The sequence below is a fragment of the Methanofollis formosanus genome, assembly GCF_019633745.1.
In the GTDB taxonomy this organism is placed as follows: domain Archaea; phylum Halobacteriota; class Methanomicrobia; order Methanomicrobiales; family Methanofollaceae; genus Methanofollis; species Methanofollis formosanus.
This window is the reverse complement of the sequence record NZ_CP037968.1, coordinates 2,490,005-2,509,121: the sequence shown is the minus strand read 5'-3', so window position 1 is coordinate 2,509,121 and position 19,117 is coordinate 2,490,005. Positions and strand designations below refer to the sequence as shown.

The following is a 19,117-nucleotide window of genomic DNA, read 5'->3' as shown; positions in this document are numbered from 1 at the left end:
CCGGGGGGAGATCCCCCGGACCCCCCACGACGAAGATAGCCAAGGGGCGGCAGCAATCTCTTGAACGAAGCCGTACTTCTGAAACGTCTTCTCGTCACATATCAAGGTCGAAAAGTTTTGGGATGACCTCTTTGTATAATCATCTTGATGATTCTCTTCGACGGGGGGCCTGCCGCCCTCATTCCAGGATCGTTCCTGCCATCTCGCGTCGGGGGGTTGCACCCCCCGGACCCCCACGACGAAGATAGGGGTGGGGCGGCGAAGGGCTCTGGACCCAAAAACTGCTCGGAACAATTTTCATGGAGTGGCGAAGATAGGCGGAGGGCGATTGAGTGGTGTTCCCGGTCGCTGCTCCGGCGTGACCTTCCCCCCCCAGAAAAACAGTCAATCGCTCTTTTCCACACCGTTCAAAAAAAGAGGAGGAACATTCCTCCGGACAACATCCTCAGCGTCTCTTCACGAAGATGAGGAAGCCAAGAGCCGCAACGGGCAACAACGCGGGGAGCGGGGTGGCCTGGGTCGTCGGCGCCGTGGTCGAGGCGGGGGTCGTTGTCGGCGTCGCAGGGGTCGTCCCGACCGTCTGGGTGGTGGTGGGAGCGGGTTCGGTCTCGCCCGGTTCGGTGCCGTCGTCGTCCCCGGCATCTCCAGAACCTGCTTCGGTCTCGATGATCTTTTCATCGCCCTTCTTGTTTACCGGGGCTGCTGAAGGGGTACCCCAGTCATCATCGTCTGAGCCGTCCGAATACGACGCTGACCGGTCCCGGGAGATCACCAGAATGGCGGCGGCCGCATCGAAGTAATCATCCTCTTCACTCCTGAAAAGAGCAACCGGGTTCCTGTCGAGGTATTCGGTCACGTCATGCTCAGCAATCCCAATGTGCGAACTCCCGGCATAGTTCCAGGCGTCGGTCCAGGTACCGTCACCGAAGAGGAGCGTGCCTTCCGCCTCGGCGCCCGGGACGACGGTGATCAGGCGGGCCGCGTCCAGCCTGGAACCTGTGGGCAGGGCAACGTCGAAGGGTGCATAGGCTGTTGCCTCTTCAGGCGTTGTTGCATACTTCTCCCTCGCGGAGAGGATGTCGTAGCCCGCGTTGAAGAGGATCTGTTTCTCACCGGCAGACGAGTCCGCGTAGACGACGATGAGCACCATGCCGTTGAAACAGGTCTGACTCTCGTAGACCTTGGTGAGCACGGCGGCATTGCCAGTCCGGTTAAAGTGATCGCTCACGTCATAGATGACTATCCCGGCGGGGTGGTCATAGGAGCCGTGCATCTTCTGGTCGCTGAAGTATGCTGTGGACTCGACCTTCTCACCGTTGAAGGTCAGGGAGACATTCTCAGGGATCACCCGCTCGACGTCCCAGGTATAGGCCACGCCGAGGAAGGCGGAGTCCACGCTCGTACCTTCAGGGAGAGGAAGGTCGGCGGCGGTCCAGTTGGCCGTATACTCGGTTCCGCCACCTTTCCCCTTCTTATACACCGAGTCGCCGGTCGAGTACAGAAGGTCGCCGGTGACCGTCACCTCTCCCATGGTCGTGAGGTCGTCGCCGTCGGTGTACCGCTTCCCTTTGTAACCGTTGTACACGACGGTCTTCTCGATCGTGAGCATGTTGTCCGTCTCGTCGGTCTCGTCGACCTCGCCGGTAGCGTCCACGCTCACCTTCACGGTCACCTCGTTGTCGAGGGCGCGGATGGTCTCGTCGGTGACGCTCAGGTCAAGCGTCTCGCCTGCCGCAAGGAAGGGGACGGTGACGTCCTGCACCTCGCCGTTGATGTCAAACCTGACGACGAAGGTACCGAGGTCGGCGGTGCCGTTGTTCTTCACCGTCGCGGTGATGGTGTTCGGTTCGTTCGCGAAGATCTGGCCGGCATTCGGTTTGACGGCAGCGACTTCGAGGTCGGGCGTGCCGTAGTCGAGGACAAGGATGGCGGCGGCCGCATCGAAGTAATCGTTCTCTCCGCTCCTGAACTGAGCAACCGGGCTTTCATTGAGATGCCCGGTAACGAACCGGTCGTCGAGCCCGATATACGAACTCCCGGCATAGTCCCAGACGTCGGTCCAGGTGCCGTCACCGAAGAGGAGCGTGCCCTCCGACGCAGCGCCCGGGGCGAGGGTGATCAGACGGACGGCGCCCACCGTGGCGCCTTCAGGGGAGGTGAATACGAAGGGAGCATACGCCGTCGCCTGCTCGGGCGTCGAGGAGTACTTTTCCTTGCCTGAGATGATGTCGTAGCCCGCATTGATGACGACCTGCTTCATGCCTGCGCCGGGATCGTCATAGACGACGATGAGCACCATGCCGTTGAAGCTGGCCTGACTCTCGGCGGGCCTGGTGAGCACGGCGGCATTGCCGGTCCGGTCGAAGTGATCTTTCACGTCATAGACGACCATCCCGGCAGGGTGGTCATAGGAGCCGTACATCTTCTGGTCGCTGAAGTGGACGGGAGCGCCGGCATCGGCACCGTTGAAGGCCAGGGAGACGGCGTCGGGGACCACCCGCTCAACGTCCCAGGTATAGGCCACGCCAAGGTAGGCGGAGTCCACGGTCGCGTTCTCAGGGAGAGCAAGATCGGCGACGGTCCAGTTGGCGGTGTACTCCGTCCAACCGCCTTTCCCGCTCTTATACGCCGAGTCGCCGAAGGAGTACGCCAGACCGCCGTTGAAGGTCTTTTTTGTCATGGTATCGAGGTCGTCCCCGTCGGTGTACCGCTTGCCCCTGTACCCGTTGTGCACCACCTTCTTCATAATGGTGAAGAGATTGTCGTCCTGGGCGGCGGGGTCGATCGCGCCCTCAGGATCGGCGGTGACCGTCACCGTCACCTCGTCGTCATAGTTCCTGAGCACAGGATCGGTGACCGTGAGCCTGGTCTCGTTTCCTGCACCAAGGCCCTGAACGTTCACCGTCTCTTCGGCACCGTTGATCTCGAAACGCACCGTGAAGGCGGGCGCGGCCGCGGTGCCGTTGTTCAGGATCGTCGCGGTGACGGTGTTTGGTCCGTGGGCGAAGAACTCATTCCCTTTCCCCATGTTCGGGGCCACAAACGAGACTTCAAGGTCTGGCTGCAGGGACTCTTCGGTGGTGACCTCCATCTCCTCCTCCGCACTCGCTGCCGGCACCAGGACAAGGGCCAGACAAAGCCAGACTGAGAGGAAAAGAAGAGGGATTCGCATACATCTGCCATCTCGGTTCATTTCATCATCTCATGTTCATTTTCAGCACTGGGTCAGAACAAAAGTGCTATCATTCACGATTTTTGTTACTGGATGTATAAATTTATCTACGAAATGCAACGCACAAAAAGATACGTCTCAAAAAAGGGCTTTGTAGAATCATCTTGATGGTTCTCTTCGACGGGGGGGCTTGCCGCCCCCGGACCCCCACGACGAGGATAACCGGGGGGCGGCGATGAAACCAGATCTTCCAAAGGTTCTGTCGCGAGGATTGGGGTCCCGCCCACACACCGTAGCGCAACTCAGAAAATTTTCATCCCGTATGCTTGAGCCCAGGGTTCATGCCCGATTCTACAGGGCCAAAAAAAGAACGATTAAGCCGGGGGCACCTCTCCCGCTCCGTCCACGAACGAGCAGAGTACGGTCCTGCCCGGCAGGACCGTCACCTCCTGCTCCTGGGTGGTGTCTCCGTCCTTCACCTTCACCTCATAGGTGCCGATCTTCAGGTGTTCGAAGGTGTACGGGGTCTTCTCACCGGTGTCCTTCCCATGCAGATAGATCCGCGCTCCGTCCTCCGGTGTGGCGACCTCAAGTGCGCCGCAGGGATACTCTTCAAGGTGGAACGAGACCGCAGCATCCGCGGGGGTGTTCCGCCGGTCGATGAGCGGGATCCTCTTTTCCTGGGGGAGGTAACCCGACCGTGAGACCCCGATCAGGTGCGAACCGCTCGAGAGGTTGGCGACAAGATAGGGTGTTGCATAACCGGTCACAAACCCGTCCACCAGGATGTCGGCCCCGGCGGGGTCAGACTCCACCATCACCCCGGCACCCGGTTGTTCCGGGGGTTCGATCCAGAAGTCGGCGCCGTCGTCAAGACATCCGGGGGCCTGGAAGGTGAAGGAGCCCTGGTCGCTGCGGAGAGAGAGATAGGGACTGGACCCCGGAACCTCCACCCTCCCCGGGATTTTTGCGTTGCACCGCCGGCCGTCGACCGAGACCTCGGCCCCGTCAAAGTGTTCCGACCTGACGTTCAGGGTGTGGAGGACCGGTTTCTCGGTGGTGAAGAGGAGGGCGGTCACCACCCCGGGTTCAACTGAACACTTCATTTTGTCGACCCCGAACTGGCCGCGCTTCCCCTTCACCTTCACGGTGTGGAGGCCGGGCTTCACCCCGCAGATCAGGTAGGGCGTCTTCACCGGCAAAGTCCGGCCGTCAAAGACGATCTCCACGCCGTCAGGCTTCGACTCCACCAGGATGCACCCGGTGCCGTCACGCTCGGTCTCGGCCAGTCCCCCGGTGAGGACCGGCGTCCCGGCCTCGAGATCGACGGCAAGCGTCTGCTCGCCGGCGAGGTCGAAGACCGACTCGAAGGCCGGGCATCCCTCGTGTTCGAGCCTGAGCGTGTGGCGGCCCGGCGTGAGGGGGCCAAGGGTGTACGGGGTGGTCCTGCCGAGGTACGCACCGTCCAGCGAGATGAGGGCGTACGAGGGCGTGGAGGTGAGGGCAAGCACGGCCTCCGACGGGGCCGGCTCGGTCACCCCCGCGGCCGGAACCGGCGCCTCTTCGTCCTCCGCGGCCCTGACCTCAGGGGCATGGGCCGGGTCGTCGGTCTGGATCCCGAACAGGCCCAGGAACGCCGACCACAACGAGGCGAACCAGGAGAAGATCGGATTTTCTCCCTCTGCTCCGGCCGCATCACCGCCGGCGTCCGCGGAGGTCTGCAGGCCACCCTGATCGGGGGCGGTCCCGACCGACGATGACGACGTCGCTCCGGGCGCCGGTGTCGCCGCCGACGAGGAGGCGCCCCGCGTCAGGACCAGGGCCACGACGCGGTTCTCCATATAGTCCCCCTTCTTCCCGGTGTCGACGCTCCGGATCGCAACCGACGATTCGCCCTCTTCGAGATAGGGCCTGACGTCAAAGGTGGCGGTGCTGACCGCCGACGAACCGCCCTGGAGAGGGTTCTCCCATTCGGCCCCATTGAAGACGACCACATGTTCCTCCCCCTCGACCCCGGTCGCCGCCGTACTCGCCACCGTCATTCTGGCGGCGGAGACCGTCTCTGGCGAGGGGATGCCGGTGAACCTGACCGTGGTGGAGGCCTCCTCAGACGTGATCCCGGCACCTTCGTCGGCGCGAAGGGCGTCCGCCCCTTCCGCCACCCAGTACTCCCGCACCGGCGCCCCGGGTTCTTCGGAGAGGGTCAGGAGGGCACACCCGTACAGGGCAAAGGTCGCCCCCTCCTTGCCGGTGTTGGTGACCGCGACCGCGAGGTCGTGGTCGCCGGAGCCAAGATGGGGCGTGACATTGTACGCCAGGGTCTCGACCGGATAGTCATAGGCCCCTTCGCCCTTCCGGTCGCTGTACCGCCGGTCTATCGGGACCAATGTCCCGCCCACGGTCACCGCGGCCTCTGCCTGCTGGCCGGCGCGCTGCTCCTCGTCGTGTCCCCAGGTGGTGAAGAGGTACAGGCGGCCCCAGGTGAGACGGGCGTCCGCCGGCGGGTCGAGGGGGACGGTGAAGGTCGTGCTGTCGCCGGGAGCGAGCAGACCGGTGTACATCCCGGCGGTGGTCAGAGTGAGATTGCCGGCGACCGCACCGCGGGCGATCACTTTGAACGCGCCGCCGGCGTACCCGGTGCCTTCCTCATCTGCCTCGTCGTCGCCGCCGTCAGAGCCTCCGCCGCCGCCTGATGAGGATGCAGTAAGAATGGCCGCGACCTCGGCCGTCTCGCCCTCGGCGACCTCCACCTCTTCGGTGTGGTCGTCATAGCCGTCAAGCCTGAGGATGAGGGTGTGCTCTCCGACCGGTACGTTCTCGAGGAGAGTGTCAGTCGTGGCCCCGGTCTCCTTGCCGTCGAGATAGACCGCCGCACCGGTGGGTTCGGATGAAACGCTGATCGAACCCGACGGCCGCTCCAGAACGAACGTCACCGTCGCTGTCGTGCCCTTCTCGACCTCGACCTCCCGCTCCTCAGGGGCCGGGTAGCCTTCCATCTTCACCCGGACAGTATGGGTGCCGATCTCCAGGCCGGAGACCGTGGTGTTGGTCTCCTCCTCCTGCTCCTCGTCGTCGATATAGACGACTGCGCCGGCGGGTACCGAGTTCACCGCGATGGACCCGGCATCGCGCTCGGCGTACCGCACCGTCAGGGCCGAGAGGAAGATCTTGTAGAAGGTCTCCGAGTCCTTCCGGTCATAGGTGAGGGCGGCGTCTCTGCCCGGTTGGAGGAGGTCGACGACGTCCCAGCGCTCTGACCCGAAATAATCACGCGGACGAGATTCGCCGTCCAGCGTCTCCCCGCCGAACCGATAGATCCCGTTCTCAGAGGCGAGGTACAGCACCGAGAGCGCGGCCTCGTCCCCTTCGGCCTCCAGCGCCCCGGTCCCGAACTCGGTCTCCCCGACATACGGTTTCCCGTTCTCGTCGGCCATGTACGAGTCGGTGTCATGCCCCTGGTTGATCCAGTAGTGCACCGTGTCGCCGTCGCCGTCGTCATAGGCGGCGACAAGGGCGACGCACTTGATCCGACCGTCGAACTTCGCGTCGGTCTTCTCGGTCGAGACTTTCACCTTCAGGTCGTCGCCCCGGATGCAGGACGCTACGTCGTACCATGCCAGGTAGTCGCTCGTCACCCTGGTGCAGTGGTCGTTGACCTGGACCGGGCCGGTACCCCCCTCGCCGGGGAAGGAGTACTCGACATTCAGGTCATCGGCATAAGTCTCGACCCCGCCGCCCCCGTCCGCGGAGACGGTCACCTTGCCGGCATAGTTCTCCTGCTGGTTGCCGCAGTAGACCGCGACATAGAGCCGGGCCCACTTCACCTCGGCCCCGGCGGGGAGGGTGAAGGTCTTCTCGGCCGAGGTTGCAAATCCGGGATAGGCGTCGATATACACCCCGCCGGAGACCGTCCCTTGCTCCTCGGTCGAGAGTGGGATCCCGCCGACATAGGAGTCGGCCGACGCCGCCGCCGGGAGCAGGAGGAGGGCAAGGAGGCAGAGCAGCACTCCGAATCGTTCTTCTTTTCTCATTTTATCTCTCATCATCTCATCTACCTCCTCGACCTGATCGCCTCGACCGGGTCCTGTCTGGCCGCAAGCAGGCCGGGGTACAGTCCCGAGAGCACCGAGAGCGCCACCGCCGCCCCGACCCCAAGGAGGAGGAGCGGCGGCGTGACCAGGGTGATCTGTGAGCCCGCAAGCCCGGCAAAGCCCTCGCCGAGGGCGGCGACGAGCAGGGGTTTGCCGACCGTCTCGATCACCCCGGCGAACGCTAGACCGAGCACGTCGCCGACGATCCCGCCGACCAGTCCGATTGTTGCACATTCCATGAGGACCAGGGCCAGCACCTCGCGCGGCGAGGCCCCGACCGCCATGGCGATCCCGATCTCGTGCCGGCGTTCATAGACCGAGGTGACCATCGTGGTCATGATCATCAGCGCCCCGACCACCAGGGAGACGGCGGCAAAGAACGCGAGGACGAGGATCACCAGGTCCATCAGACGGTTCACCGCATCGATCTCCTCAAAGGACCCCTCGACCCCGAGGCCCAGCGCCTTCACCTCCGCCACCACCGGGAAGACATCGGCGCTGGTGGCGGTCCTGACCAGGACGCCGTCGTAGGTGCCTGACCGGTCCCGCACTCCTTCCAGATACGAGAGGTCGCAGACGAGGGTGGTGTCCAGGGCGTCGCCTCTTTCAGCGAGGACGCCGACCGGGAGAAGCGTGACCCGCCGGTCCTCGGGCGACCCGGTATCGGCGTACTCGCGCACCAGCACGGTCATGGGATCGCCGACCCGCACGCCCTCGTACCGGCGCAGGCTCTCGGCGAGGTCGGCGCCGAGCACGACCTCGTTGGTGCCGGGCTGCGGGGCCCGGCCCTGGGCATAGGAGGGGGAGACCACCGCGTCGAAGGGTGCGGCGTCGACCCCCATGACCGCGAGATAGGTCTGCCGTTCAGAGGCGAAGGCGTCCCTCAGTATCGGGGCGGTGGCGACGACACCGGGGATGCCGGCGACGGCCTGTGCCCTGGAGGGCGTCACGAACTGGACGACCCCTCCCTGCTGGCCGGCCGTCACCTCAAGGAGGGTGAGGTCTGACTGCGCCTCGATCGCACTGACCGCCTGGGCCCTGATCCCCTCGCCGAGCGAGACCGTGCCGATGACCGCAGCGATCCCGACGGCGATCCCGATGATGGTCAGGCACGCCCGCATCCGTTTGCGCGAGACCTGCCTGGCGGCAAGGAGGAAAAAGTCGAGGACTTTCATGCGACCACCTGCCCGTCCTGCATCACGACGACGCGGTCGGCCTCGGCCCCGACGTCCGGGTCATGGGTGACGACGAGGAGCGTGGTCCCGTCCTCCCGGTTGATCTCTCTGAGGAGGGCGATGATCTCCGCACTGGTGGCGGTGTCGAGGTTTCCGGTCGGTTCGTCGGCGAGGATGATGGCGGGGCGGCCGACCAGTGCCCGCGCCACCGCCACCCGCTGCTGCTCGCCGCCGCTCATCTGGTGCGGGTAGTGGCCGCGCCGGTGCGCCAGGCCGACGCGCTCGAGGAGGGCGGCGGCCCGCGCCTCCCGCGTCTTTCGATCCTGATAGTTGAAGAGAAGCGGGTAGGCCACATTTTCCAGGGCCGTCATCGTCGGGATGAGCGAGAAGTCCTGGAAGACAAAACCGACGGTCTGCCGGCGGAGGGCGACCAGGGCGGTGCGGTCGGTATAGTCGACCCCTACTCCGGCGACCCTGACGTTCCCCCTATCGGGATGGTCCAGGCCGCCGAGGATGTTCAAGAGGGTGCTCTTGCCGCTCCCGCTCTTCCCGAGAAGTGCGACGAACTCACCGCTCTCGACCCGGAGGTCCACGTCCCGCAGGGCCTCGACGGCAGGGGAGTAGCGTTTGCCCAGGCCTGTCACCTCGATCGCCGCGGTCATCGCATCTCCACCTCCAGGACGGCGTTGGTGAACTGGAGGTAGTCTCCACGGTCCTGCACCTCGACGGTGTTCCCTGACGAACGGAGCCAGGGGGTGACGTCCCGCCGGTCGGTGCCCACCTGCCGTTCTTCGTCGGCATCGAAGGCGTCGATCCAGGTCTTGCCGTTGGCCGAGGGGAAGACGAGGTCGATGATGGACTGGATAAAGGACGGCAGACCGCTCTCGCCGCCGCGGTTCATGGCGATGCGGTTCTTCTCGGGGAGGTCGGCGGTGGTGTACCCCGCGGAGGGGGCCGCCAGGAAGAGGGTGGCCGACTTCACCCTGCCCATATCGATCTCGCCGTCGAAGGTCGTCTGCGCCGTGGCCATCTCGGGGGTGATGCCGTAGTTGCTGTACAGGAGGTCGGCGCCCTCCTGCACCCAGAGCATCTTCTCGGGGGCGGCGGGATCTTCGTAGACCAGCAGCACCGCCGCACCCTGCACGACAAAGGTGGCGTTTCCTTCGGCAGAGTTCGTCCCGGTCACCGTGAGCGGGCGGCCAGGGGCGAGGTCGGGGAGGGCGTAGACGTCGACGCCTGAGAAAAAGTCGTTCTTTGAGACAAAACCCTTGGAGTCGGTGTAACGGGCGACCCGCTCGAGGGAGGTGCCGTCGGCCGCGACGTCCACCGCCGGATAGACCGCGGCCTGCCCGTCTTTACTCCATGCCCAGTACAGGTACAGGCGGGCAAACCCAACCTCCGCACCCTCGGGGAGCAGGCCCTCGTACGCGACCGTATAGGTGGCGCCGGGTTCGAGGGTGCCCGAATAGGTGCTGTTGCCCAGGGTGTAGAGGTACCCGCCGTGGACGGTCTCGGCATACACCGGGGTCAGGGGGTGGTCGGCGGCATAGGTGGCCGAGGCCGGGACGACGACCACGGAGAGCAGGAAGAGGACCAGCGCCAGGTTATGGGAACGCATACCGGCCCTCCGCCGCGTTGTTGTTCGTGTCGCTCTCCTCGATCACCCCGTTCTCGTCGGCGACGACCCTGAGGGTATGGTCGCCGGGCGTGGTGGAGAGCGGGACCTTCAGGTGTTCGGTGCCGCCGGCCGCAAGCCCGGCCTCCAGAGAGAGCGCGGCGACCTTCTCGCCGTCCAGGTAGACCGTGACCTGGAAGGGCGCGGCGTCGCTCCCGCCGAGATTCTTCACCTCGACCGGCACTTCATACTGCTCATACGCTCCGGCGGCGCCGGCAGGCACCACCGTCACCGCGGCGACGAGGAGGAGCACGAGGAGACATGTCCCTCTCGACTTCCTGCCCGCCGCAAGCGCGGCGACCCCGAGCGCCCAGGCCGCGAGTGGGAAGGGGAGAGGAGAGGAGGTCGGGGCCGGGCCAGCGCCGTCCGCCCGGTACGGTTCGTCGATATCGACCGCCAGGTCGGGGAGCGCCCCAACCGTCACGCTCCGGGCGACACCGTTGTCGCCGGTGCCGCGGTCGCCCGCCGCCGAAACGACGGCAGCGATCTCGTGCCGGCCCTCGACGGCGTCCCAGGTGGCGTGCACCGTCTGGACGCCGCGTGCCGCCGGGACGACTGTCTCTTCCGCGATCACCGCACCGTCCACTGTCCACCGCACCGTCACCGGGGCCCCGGGCAGCGACCCGGCATTCCTGAGGACGGCCTGGAGGTCGGCGGTCCTCCCGGTGTACGCCCCCGAGACCGCGAGGTCGCCGAGAGAGAGGTCAGGGGCCGGGGAGGTGGCGGCCGGCTGTACCGCGAGGACGGCCAGGACCGGGTGGAGATAGTCCTCGCCCTCGGGCGTCGCCCCGGTGGACGAGATCGAACCGTCGCCGTCGAGGTCTCTGCCCCGCGCAATGGTGAGGGTGTTGGTCTCGCCCGCCAGGTCGGTCACGTCGAAGGTCTCGGCGTCGACGTACCTGGAGCGCGTCCCCTCGCCGCCGTCTGCATTGAAGGAACGCTCGTCACCGATGTCGCGAGCGCCAGGGAGGTACTCGCCCCCGGCCACGCTCCCCAGGTCATGGCCGTTGAAGGTGGCGTAGTCGGGCTGCCCCTTCTGGGTGGCAAGGAGGAGGAGGGTGAGGCGCGCCCCGGCGACCTGCTCCTTCACCCCGCCGAACGAGATAGAGGTCTCGTCTTTTCTGGTCTGGAGGTCGCCGGCCCATCCCTCCCCATGGAGGTTCTCGTTGCCCTCCGCGATCCAGTAGCGGGTGAGGGGCCGGGCGGGATCTTCCTCGACGGCGACGACCTGCAGGGCATAGACGCGGCCGTCCAGCCGGTTCCCGGTCTCGCCCCGACTGGTCGTGACGGTCACGGTGTTCTCGCCGGGCCTGAGCAGACCGGTGAGATCCCACCCCTCCCAGGCGACCCCGTGGCCCGAGATGAGGGCGGCGTCGCCGGCGTCGTCGACACCCCCGAGGGAGACGCGGACCGGCGGGTGGTCGTTCACCGTCATCTCCACCCACCCGGTGTACCGCTCATTGCCGCCCCAGACCCCGCAGTAGGCGCGGGCATATCGCGGGGTATGGTTGAGGGAGAAGGAGCATTCGACCGGCGGGATGGCAAGGCCGTAGGTCCCGAAGGTGCGGACATCCCCCTGCACCTCCCCCTGCGCCGTTACGTCGAAGGGAACCCCCTCAAAATCGTAGAGGGCCGACGAAGGTCCGATCAGAATGAGCGAGAGAAGGATACAGAGTACGATCTGGTGATGCCGTGCGTAATACATAGACAGTAGATTGTAATTCCAAATCATATCTAAATGATTCTTCATCTAACAGAATCAAGAGAGACAAAAGAAGAATCTGAATCGTCAACTGAACGCACGGGCTCTGGGGCAATTATCCGAAGTGGGTTTTGTGCGGGGAGTTGGCCGCTCCCTGATCTACCCGCATCAGGATAGGTGGAGATGACAATACCTCCTTTCGGTTCATCAATTATGTCTTCCCGGCTCTATCGCCACGGGAGTCCGGAGGCAGAGCCCCCGGCGGGAGGATGGAGGAAGGTGTGATGATCAGGCGTGCCGCCCTCATCGCAGAATCTGTCCCGGAATCTCGCGCCGGGGGGTTGCACCCCCCGGACCCCCCACGGACAGAAGATAGGTGGGGGCGGCGATGGAACACGATCCCCACCGGTTCTTTGGTCTTGAAAAAAAGCGATTGAACAACGATACATTTTCATCGCGTATGCTTGAACCCAGGGTTCATGCCCGATTCTACAGAGTTATCAAAAGAGGTCTTTCTTCAATTTTCCCGAAGACAAAAATGAGGCGAGGGGGCTTGCATACCCGTCCCTCCTGATGGACGTGCCTACCTATCACATCGTCTGGTACTGACGCCTGATAAGGTGCATCCCCCCGTCTTCCAGAAAGTTGTCAAGGAACACGTTCTGGACAAGTTCCCAACCTTCAAGTTCGGTGTCCCTCCGATCAGTCGGGAAATAGAGCCAGAGATGCTCCTTTCCAACCCTGAACAGACAAAATCTCCTGCCATCTTTGTAAAAGGCTACCAGACCTTTCCCGCGCCGTCCGAGCGGACTTGCGAGCGGGTCGAAGCCGATGGTGAAAGAAACATCCTCACCCAGGGCCAGGGTTCCGGTAAAGTGGTCAAGGGCGACCCGACGATAGACCGGGTTCTCGGGGAGGTCTGCTCCCTCAAACCCCTCCGGGTCGTTCGAGTGGACGCCGCCGTTGTAGGCCTCATAGAAATCGAGCAGACGCTCGATGACGTCACTGAACGACTCGCGCACGGTGCCCAGGGCACGCAACCGTTCATACTCACGGTCGCGCACCCTGACCGTCCGCGTCCCGGCCACCTTCCCCGGGATGAAGTGCTCCATCGTTGCTCCAGTCATACGATTCTCCCCCGCGCACCACCGGCCCTGCTTTCCGGTGATGCATACAGAGTCATTGTCTACAAATATTAAATATGTTGTGATTCGTGTGAACTAAAGTTACCAAATATTTCAGACGTGCCACCCATGCAGCAATTAAAAGACCAGAAGTATGATGAGGATCGTGACGACCTTGGCCGTCATGCTCGCCCCATAGGTCTTGAGGGTGACCTTCACCCCTTCCTGCCCGAAGAGGGAGAGGTACAGCGGCGCGGAGTACTTGAGATAGATGAGGGTGATCACCGCCATCGAACCGATGACCAGGGTGACGAGCGCCTCTTCGATATCGAGCGTCCCTTCTGCAAGAAGCGAACCGACGACCGCATAGCCCGCGGAAAAATGCGCGGCATGAGCGACGATCGCCGCGATGCTCTCGCCAGGCACCCCGACCAGCCCGAGGACCGGCCCGAAGATCGCCGCGACCGCCGTAACCGCACCGACGGCATAGAGGGCAAAAAAGACCAGGGTGGCGACGACGGCGACCGGGACGATGCGGCGCAGCGAGGGGAGGGCCTTCGCGACGCCCTCCCTGATCGTCGCCCGGTCGAGTCTGAGCGGGACCGCTTCTGGAGGCGGTGCCGGCGTGCCCCCGTCCCCCCGGCCCACAAAGAGCCGCATATAGATCATCGCGCCGGCGACCTGGATGAGGGTGGAGAGGAGATTGAGCAGCGTATAGGTCACGCCGACGACCGGGCCGAGGAGGACCACCGCCGTCGGGAGGTGGACCCTGAAGAGCGACTCTCCGAGGACCGTCGGGAAAGTGCCCATCAGGAGGGTCGGGACCACCTCCTCTTTGCGCACCTTCCCCTCCCTGAAGAATTGGGCGAGCATCGACTTGCCAGCGGTGGCATTCGCGACCATCGTGAGGAGGACAAAAGAGCAGGGTTCTGAGAGTGCAGAGACCCGCGAGATCGGCCGCGAGAGAAAGCCGAGACGGGAGAAGATCCCGGTCTCGATGATGATGCTTGCGATGAGGACGCCGATGGTGATGAGGACCGTCGCCCTGAAGAGGTAGGTTACGACCATACCGAACGAGAGGACGACCTCCGGCATCTCACCCGCTCCGCTGCCGCCGCTCCATGGCCCCGACAAATGCCGAGGCAAAGGTCTCGTTGAGGTAGGCGTGGCTGTAGCCCGCCATGACCATATGCTCGCAGAGGCCGTCCTGCCCGTCGGCGATCCCCTTCCCGCGCCTGAGCGCGAGGGCGAAGCGTGCGTCCGCCGCCGGGTCGACCGAGGAGTAATGGAACTCGTGCCCGCGGAAGCCCGCGCCCGCCGGGAGGAGGGGCGAGGCGCCGGTGGCCTCGGCCTCCACATAGCCGAGGGCCTGGAAACGCCCGTGCATCTGCGCCCTCGCCGGGAGGACGCCCGCCATCCGGTACTCCCGCCCATCGGCCTCCAGGCCCTCACAGAGATAGATCAGCCCGCCGCACTCGGCATAGACCAGCATCCCGTCCTCTGCGGCCGCGCGGATCTGAGCGGTGCAGGGGGAGGCCGCGAGTGCCGCGGCATGGAGTTCGGGGTAACCCCCGCCGAGGTAGAGCCCATCGACCTCGGGGAGGGGGTCGGTGATCGGAGAGAAAAAGACCAGGTCGGCCCCGCTCCGGCGGAGGAGGTCGAGGTTGTCCTGGTAGTAGAAGCAGAAGGCGGCGTCGCGTGCCACCCCGAGGCGGACGTGGGAGGGTGCGTCGGCATCGGCCGGGATCGGCATCGCCGCCTGGCCTGAGGACGCCGCGGCGATGAGGGCGTCGAGGTCGCAGTGCGCCTCGCAGACCTCGCCGAAGGTGGCCATGCTCGCCTCGCCGGCCATCGCCAGCCCGAGGTGCCGGCTGGATACGGCCTTCCCCTTCTCGGTCGGTACCCACCCGAGGGCCGGGACCGAGAGCTCTTCCTCGATCATCTGCCGGTGCCGCGGGCTCCCGACGCGGTTGAAGATCACCCCGGCGAAGCGCACCGCGGGGTCGTAGCCTGCGTAGCCGCGGACCAGGGCATGGGCGCTCCTGGACATCCCGCCGACATCGGCGACCAGCACCACCGGGGCGCCCAGGATGCGGGCGACATGGGCGGTGGAGCCGAGGTCGCCGCCTTCGAGTCCGTCGTACATGCCCATCACGCCCTCGATGACGGCGATGTCGGCACCGGCCGAGGCCGCCAGAAAGGTCCTGACCACCCCGTTCTCCCCCATCATGAAGGGGTCGAGGTTGCGCGAGGGACGGCCGCAGATGGCGGTGTGGTGCGAGGGGTCGATGAAGTCGGGGCCGACCTTGAAGGGCTGGACCTCCAGGCCTCTCGCCTGCAGGGCCGCCATGATGCCAGAGGCGAGGGTGGTCTTGCCGCAGCCCGAGTGGGTGCCCGCGATGACGATTGCCGGGATCATACTGGAAAGTCTTTGGGAGGAAACGAAATGAAGATATGGCCCGTGTCGATGACCGGCGTCACTCCTCCTTCTTCCAGCCCGGCAGATCCCGGAGAGCCATCGCATGAATCGCCCCTCCCTGCACCTCACCTTCGGTATCCATCGCATCCTCCATCCACCCCTCGGCCTCCAGGTAGGCCGCCTTCAGGCCCTCGAGGATCTCTTCGGACGGCGCCCAGAGCCCGCGGCCGTATGCCTCAAGCAGACGCCGCCCGATCTCCTCGAATGCCCAGGGGTTCTCCTTCTCGAAGAACTCCCTCATGTCGGGATCGAGCACGTACGTCCGGGCGATATCGTCGAAGATCCGGTCGTCGACCTCCTGCGTCGTCGCTTCCCACCCATAGACCGTCCCGATCCTCCGCGACATATCGCCCGCACCCTTGTAGCCGTGGCGGCGCATCCCCTCGATCCACTTCGGATTGAGCAGTTTGGTGCGCGTCACCCGCCTCACCTCGTCGGCGAGGGTCCTGACCGCCGGCCGGTTTTCGTCGCGGGTGTCGCCGTACAGTGCCGGGACGTCATGGCCGCTGATGCTCCGCGCCGCCGCGGTCAGACCGCCATGAGTGCCGAAGTAGCAGCAACAGCCGAGGAGATCGTACTCGTCGGTGACGGTCTTGTTGAAGGTGAGGGAGACCGAGCCCAACTGCGCCGAGAGACCCTCGTCAGAGAGAGCGCCGTAACTGCCCCGGCCGTAGGCATAGCCGTTCCACCTGAGAAAGACCTCCGCGATGTCGGCCTCGTCCTCCCATGCCGAGGCATAGACCGCGAGGGAGACGCCGTTCCCGTACGTCCCCGGCCGACTCCCGAAGATGCGGGCGGTGCTCCCGGATGCAAGTGTGTGCTTCCTGACATAGTTCATCTCGGGCGGTTCGTCCAGGGCGGCGACGGCGCGGACGGCGTCGTCGATCAACTCGATACACGCGTAGAAGTTGTCGCGCAGGATGCCGCTCACCCTGACGGTGACGTCGATCCGGGGGCGTCCGAGTTCTTCGAGGGCGAGCAGACGGAAGGAACGCACCTTCCCTTCCTTCCAGACCGGTTCGCAGCCGAGGAGGGCGAGCACCTGGGCGCACTGCTCGCCGTCGGCCCACATGATGTCCGAGGCCATCCAGTACATCGCCACGTTCTCGGGGTACGCCCCTTCGTCTTCGATGTACTTCGCAAGGAGAAGATCGGCGAGACGACTCCCGACCCGCCACGCCGCCTTCGTGGGTACGCGGTACGGGTCGAGGGAGTAGAAATTCCGCCCTGTCGGGAGCACCTCGGGTTTTCCCCGCGTGATCAGGCCTGAGGGGCCGGGCGGGACGAAACCCCCGTCAAACGCCCTGAGGAGCGCCCCGATCTCGTCGGTGGCATCGATCCGTCCCGAGAGGTCGGCGACCCCGGCTACGATCGGGTCAAGGGGGACGGCCGGGTCCTTCAGGCGCTCGCCAAGAGCCAGACGGGCCGCGTCCTCAGGCCCGGCGCCGCCGAGGAGGGCGGCGACGAGTGCTACGGCAGAGGCGTCCGCCTCCTCCAGGAGGGCGGGGCCGGCACACCCGGGATCCTCCCCCATCATCCGCAGGACTGCGTCTCTCAGATGGCCCTCATGGTGCATGATGGCGGCGATGTATGCCGCCTTCTCCTCTCCCACGGGCATCTCTCCGAAGATGTGCATCCCGTCGGGGATGCGGGCATCGTAGGTCGCGGTGAGGGCGTCTTCGGCCGCGGTGACGACCTCATCGAAGGGCGCGCCCGCCGCTTCCATGCCGGCAAGCCCGCACTCCCCGGCGAGTCCGCATTCGTCGATGAGGTCGCGGATCGTGTGCGTCAGTGCGTGGGCCCGCGCCCTGTCCGTCCCTTCGGCGCGGCGGTAGTCGTCGATCTGCCGTTCGAGTTCTTTGAGGGAGCCGTACAGCCCGCTCTCCACCATCGCCGCCTGGGCGTGGTCGACGAGGGTGGCGCATGCCCGCCGTTTTGCGGCCGTGCCCTCCGGAGGGTTGTCGGCATTGTAGAGGTAGAGATGCGGCATCCGCCCGATCACAAGGTCGGGATAGCACGAACCGGAGGTGGCGACGCTCTTGCCCGGGAGGAACTCAAGGTTCCCGTGGGTGCCGACATGGACGACGGCGTCGGCGCCGAACTCCTCCTCGAGCCAGCGGTAGGTGGCGAGGTATTGGTGGGTCGGGGGGATCTCGGGGTCGTGGAGGATCCGGCAGACCTCCCCGTCGCACCGGCTCCCGGCGCACCCGCGCTTTGGCTGGACGCAGACGACGGCGTTCCCGAAGAGCACGCCGGTGACGACGATCTTTCCATCGTGGACCATCGCCGGCGGAACCCCCTCCTTCCCGCCGGGAGGCGGACCCCACGCCTCGACGATCTCCCCCTGTACGTTCTCGGGGAAGGAGGAGAACCAGCGCATGTACCGATCGAATTCGATCATATCCAGGGCGCCGCCGCTCTCCACGATCCCGGCAACCGACGTCCACCTGAACTCTGACAACGCCTTTCTGGAGAGGATGGTGCGGATCAGTTCCTCGCCGTCCGCAGGGGCCTCCACCTGATACCCGGCACCGGCCATCGCCTGGAGGACGCGTGCCACGCTCTCCAGGGTGTCGAGGTGCGCGCCGGCACCGACGCTGCCTTCCAGCGAGGCGCAGGGTTTGTTGTGGAGGATGAACGCCACCTTCCTCTCTGCCGGCGGTTTATCTCTGAGGGTGATCCAAGCCCTGGCACGGTCGGCCATCTTCCGGATCCTCTCGGAAAGTGGAAGGTGAGAGGCGTCGTCCCCGCCGGTGGCGACACCTACCGGGAGCATCTCGATCATTCCCTGGAACTCGGGGAGGGCGACGCACCACCCCACCTCGCTGCTCCCCATCCCGTCGCGCGACGAGGCCCAGGCCTCCTCGGTGGTGTGATAGAGGACGAGAGGGTGGGTGACCGGGAGGTCGAGCGCGGTCAGCGACGCCTTATAGGCCCCGGCGTCCGCGGCATGGATGAAGGACCTCGCCTCCACGAGGGCGTCGACCTCTCCGGCGAGATAGGTCTCGATGACCGCGGCGGAAGAGAGGGCGCCGGTCTCCTGGTCACCGGTACCGAAGCAGAAGACCGGGATGACATCGCAGTCCCGCTCGAACTCCCTGATCATCTCGTCGACTACCGCCAGGTCCCTCGTGAGCCAGGCGGTCCGCGAGAAGAGAAGGCCGACCGTATGTCGGCGTCGTCTGGGACGCCATGCCCGGTAGTCCGCGACGGACGTAAAGGGTTCGGAGGCATCAGGGTGGTAGACCCCCTCCCAGAGGGTGGGCTCGGGCGGGGCGACGGAGATGTCGCATCCCAGCACTTCGTTTGTCGCAGACGCGAGCATATTCCTGATGTTTTCGGCCCCACCGTAGAGATAATACGCGTTCAGCGCGGCGACGATCCTCATCGGGACCGTCGATGCGCTCCAGAAGGTGTCGTTGTACCCGTAGGCGACGACCTGCGTCCCGGCACCCAGGCCCTCCATCACCTCGTCCCACCATGCCTCGGCGGACGGATGGAGAAGAACAAGCGTCGCCTCGCCGAGGGCCGCCCTGCACGCGGCCCGAAGGGCGGGGTCTGCCTTCAGGTCGTTCACGGCCCATCCTCTGAGAGGAAGGCCAAGGGCCTCGCCCGCCTCCCTGAAGAGGGGGAGTTCGTTCCCCCACCCCACCACCACGATCCCGGTATCTATACTCATGATCTGTCCTGACCGATGGG

The 19,117-nt window shown here is 65.2% G+C and carries 10 protein-coding genes; all 10 read right to left on the bottom strand.

The genetic code is table 11. The annotated features are described in order from the left end of the window. Window positions 1-445: 445 nt before the first annotated feature. On the bottom strand, window positions 446-3,172 hold the full coding sequence (locus E2N92_RS11505) for a DUF3344 domain-containing protein (RefSeq protein WP_220681295.1): 2,727 nt from the start codon (window positions 3,170-3,172) through the stop codon (window positions 446-448). Window positions 3,173-3,546: 374 nt separating this feature from the next. Continuing rightward, complete coding sequence (locus E2N92_RS11500; RefSeq protein WP_220681294.1) at window positions 3,547-7,203, bottom strand: DUF3344 domain-containing protein; 3,657 nt, start codon at window positions 7,201-7,203, stop codon at window positions 3,547-3,549. 20 nt (window positions 7,204-7,223) lie between these two features. After that, window positions 7,224-8,438, bottom strand: coding sequence for an ABC transporter permease (locus E2N92_RS11495; RefSeq protein WP_220681293.1), 1,215 nt, complete (start codon window positions 8,436-8,438; stop codon window positions 7,224-7,226). Next, a complete protein-coding gene (locus tag E2N92_RS11490) occupies window positions 8,435-9,100 on the bottom strand; it encodes an ABC transporter ATP-binding protein (protein WP_220681292.1) in 666 nt (221 codons plus the stop codon). Before E2N92_RS11490 ends, E2N92_RS11495 begins: the two co-directional genes overlap by 4 nt. Then, complete coding sequence (locus tag E2N92_RS11485; protein WP_220681291.1) at window positions 9,097-10,056, bottom strand: DUF3344 domain-containing protein; 960 nt, start codon at window positions 10,054-10,056, stop codon at window positions 9,097-9,099. The genes E2N92_RS11490 and E2N92_RS11485 overlap by 4 nt, the downstream gene beginning before the upstream one ends. After that, window positions 10,043-11,818, bottom strand: a complete 1,776-nt coding sequence (locus E2N92_RS11480) for a DUF3344 domain-containing protein (RefSeq protein WP_220681290.1) — start codon at window positions 11,816-11,818, stop codon at window positions 10,043-10,045. Before E2N92_RS11480 ends, E2N92_RS11485 begins: the two co-directional genes overlap by 14 nt. Before the next feature lie 587 nt (window positions 11,819-12,405). Next, window positions 12,406-12,942 carry an antitoxin VapB family protein gene (locus E2N92_RS11475; protein ID WP_220681289.1) on the bottom strand — a complete coding sequence of 179 codons (537 nt, stop codon included), beginning with the start codon at window positions 12,940-12,942 and terminating at the stop codon, window positions 12,406-12,408. A 135-nt stretch (window positions 12,943-13,077) separates the two neighbouring features. Further along, window positions 13,078-14,034 (bottom strand): nucleoside recognition protein, encoded by a 957-nt coding sequence (locus tag E2N92_RS11470; RefSeq protein WP_246589206.1) that lies wholly within the window; start codon window positions 14,032-14,034, stop codon window positions 13,078-13,080. Window position 14,035: 1 nt separating this feature from the next. After that, a complete protein-coding gene (locus E2N92_RS11465; protein ID WP_220681288.1) occupies window positions 14,036-15,358 on the bottom strand; it encodes a cobyrinic acid a,c-diamide synthase CobB in 1,323 nt (440 codons plus the stop codon). 58 nt (window positions 15,359-15,416) lie between these two features. Beyond that, window positions 15,417-19,097 (bottom strand): cobaltochelatase subunit CobN, encoded by a 3,681-nt coding sequence (gene cobN, locus E2N92_RS11460; protein ID WP_220681287.1) that lies wholly within the window; start codon window positions 19,095-19,097, stop codon window positions 15,417-15,419. Between the last annotated feature and the right edge of the window lie 20 nt (window positions 19,098-19,117).

Excerpts from the sequence above, each read along its gene's own strand:
- E2N92_RS11465 (WP_220681288.1), bottom strand. The coding sequence starts at position 15,358 with ATGATCCCGGCAATCGTCATCGCGGGCACCCACTCGGGCTGCGGCAAG.
- E2N92_RS11500 (WP_220681294.1), bottom strand. The coding sequence starts at position 7,203 with ATGAGAAAAGAAGAACGATTCGGAGTGCTGCTCTGCCTCCTTGCCCTC.
- E2N92_RS11490 (WP_220681292.1), bottom strand. The coding sequence starts at position 9,100 with ATGACCGCGGCGATCGAGGTGACAGGCCTGGGCAAACGCTACTCCCCT.
- E2N92_RS11485 (WP_220681291.1), bottom strand. The coding sequence starts at position 10,056 with ATGCGTTCCCATAACCTGGCGCTGGTCCTCTTCCTGCTCTCCGTGGTC.
- E2N92_RS11475 (WP_220681289.1), bottom strand. The coding sequence starts at position 12,942 with ATGACTGGAGCAACGATGGAGCACTTCATCCCGGGGAAGGTGGCCGGG.
- cobN (WP_220681287.1), bottom strand. The coding sequence starts at position 19,097 with ATGAGTATAGATACCGGGATCGTGGTGGTGGGGTGGGGGAACGAACTC.
- E2N92_RS11480 (WP_220681290.1), bottom strand. The coding sequence starts at position 11,818 with ATGTATTACGCACGGCATCACCAGATCGTACTCTGTATCCTTCTCTCG.
- E2N92_RS11505 (WP_220681295.1), bottom strand. The coding sequence starts at position 3,172 with ATGCGAATCCCTCTTCTTTTCCTCTCAGTCTGGCTTTGTCTGGCCCTT.
- E2N92_RS11470 (WP_246589206.1), bottom strand. The coding sequence starts at position 14,034 with ATGCCGGAGGTCGTCCTCTCGTTCGGTATGGTCGTAACCTACCTCTTC.
- E2N92_RS11495 (WP_220681293.1), bottom strand. The coding sequence starts at position 8,438 with ATGAAAGTCCTCGACTTTTTCCTCCTTGCCGCCAGGCAGGTCTCGCGC.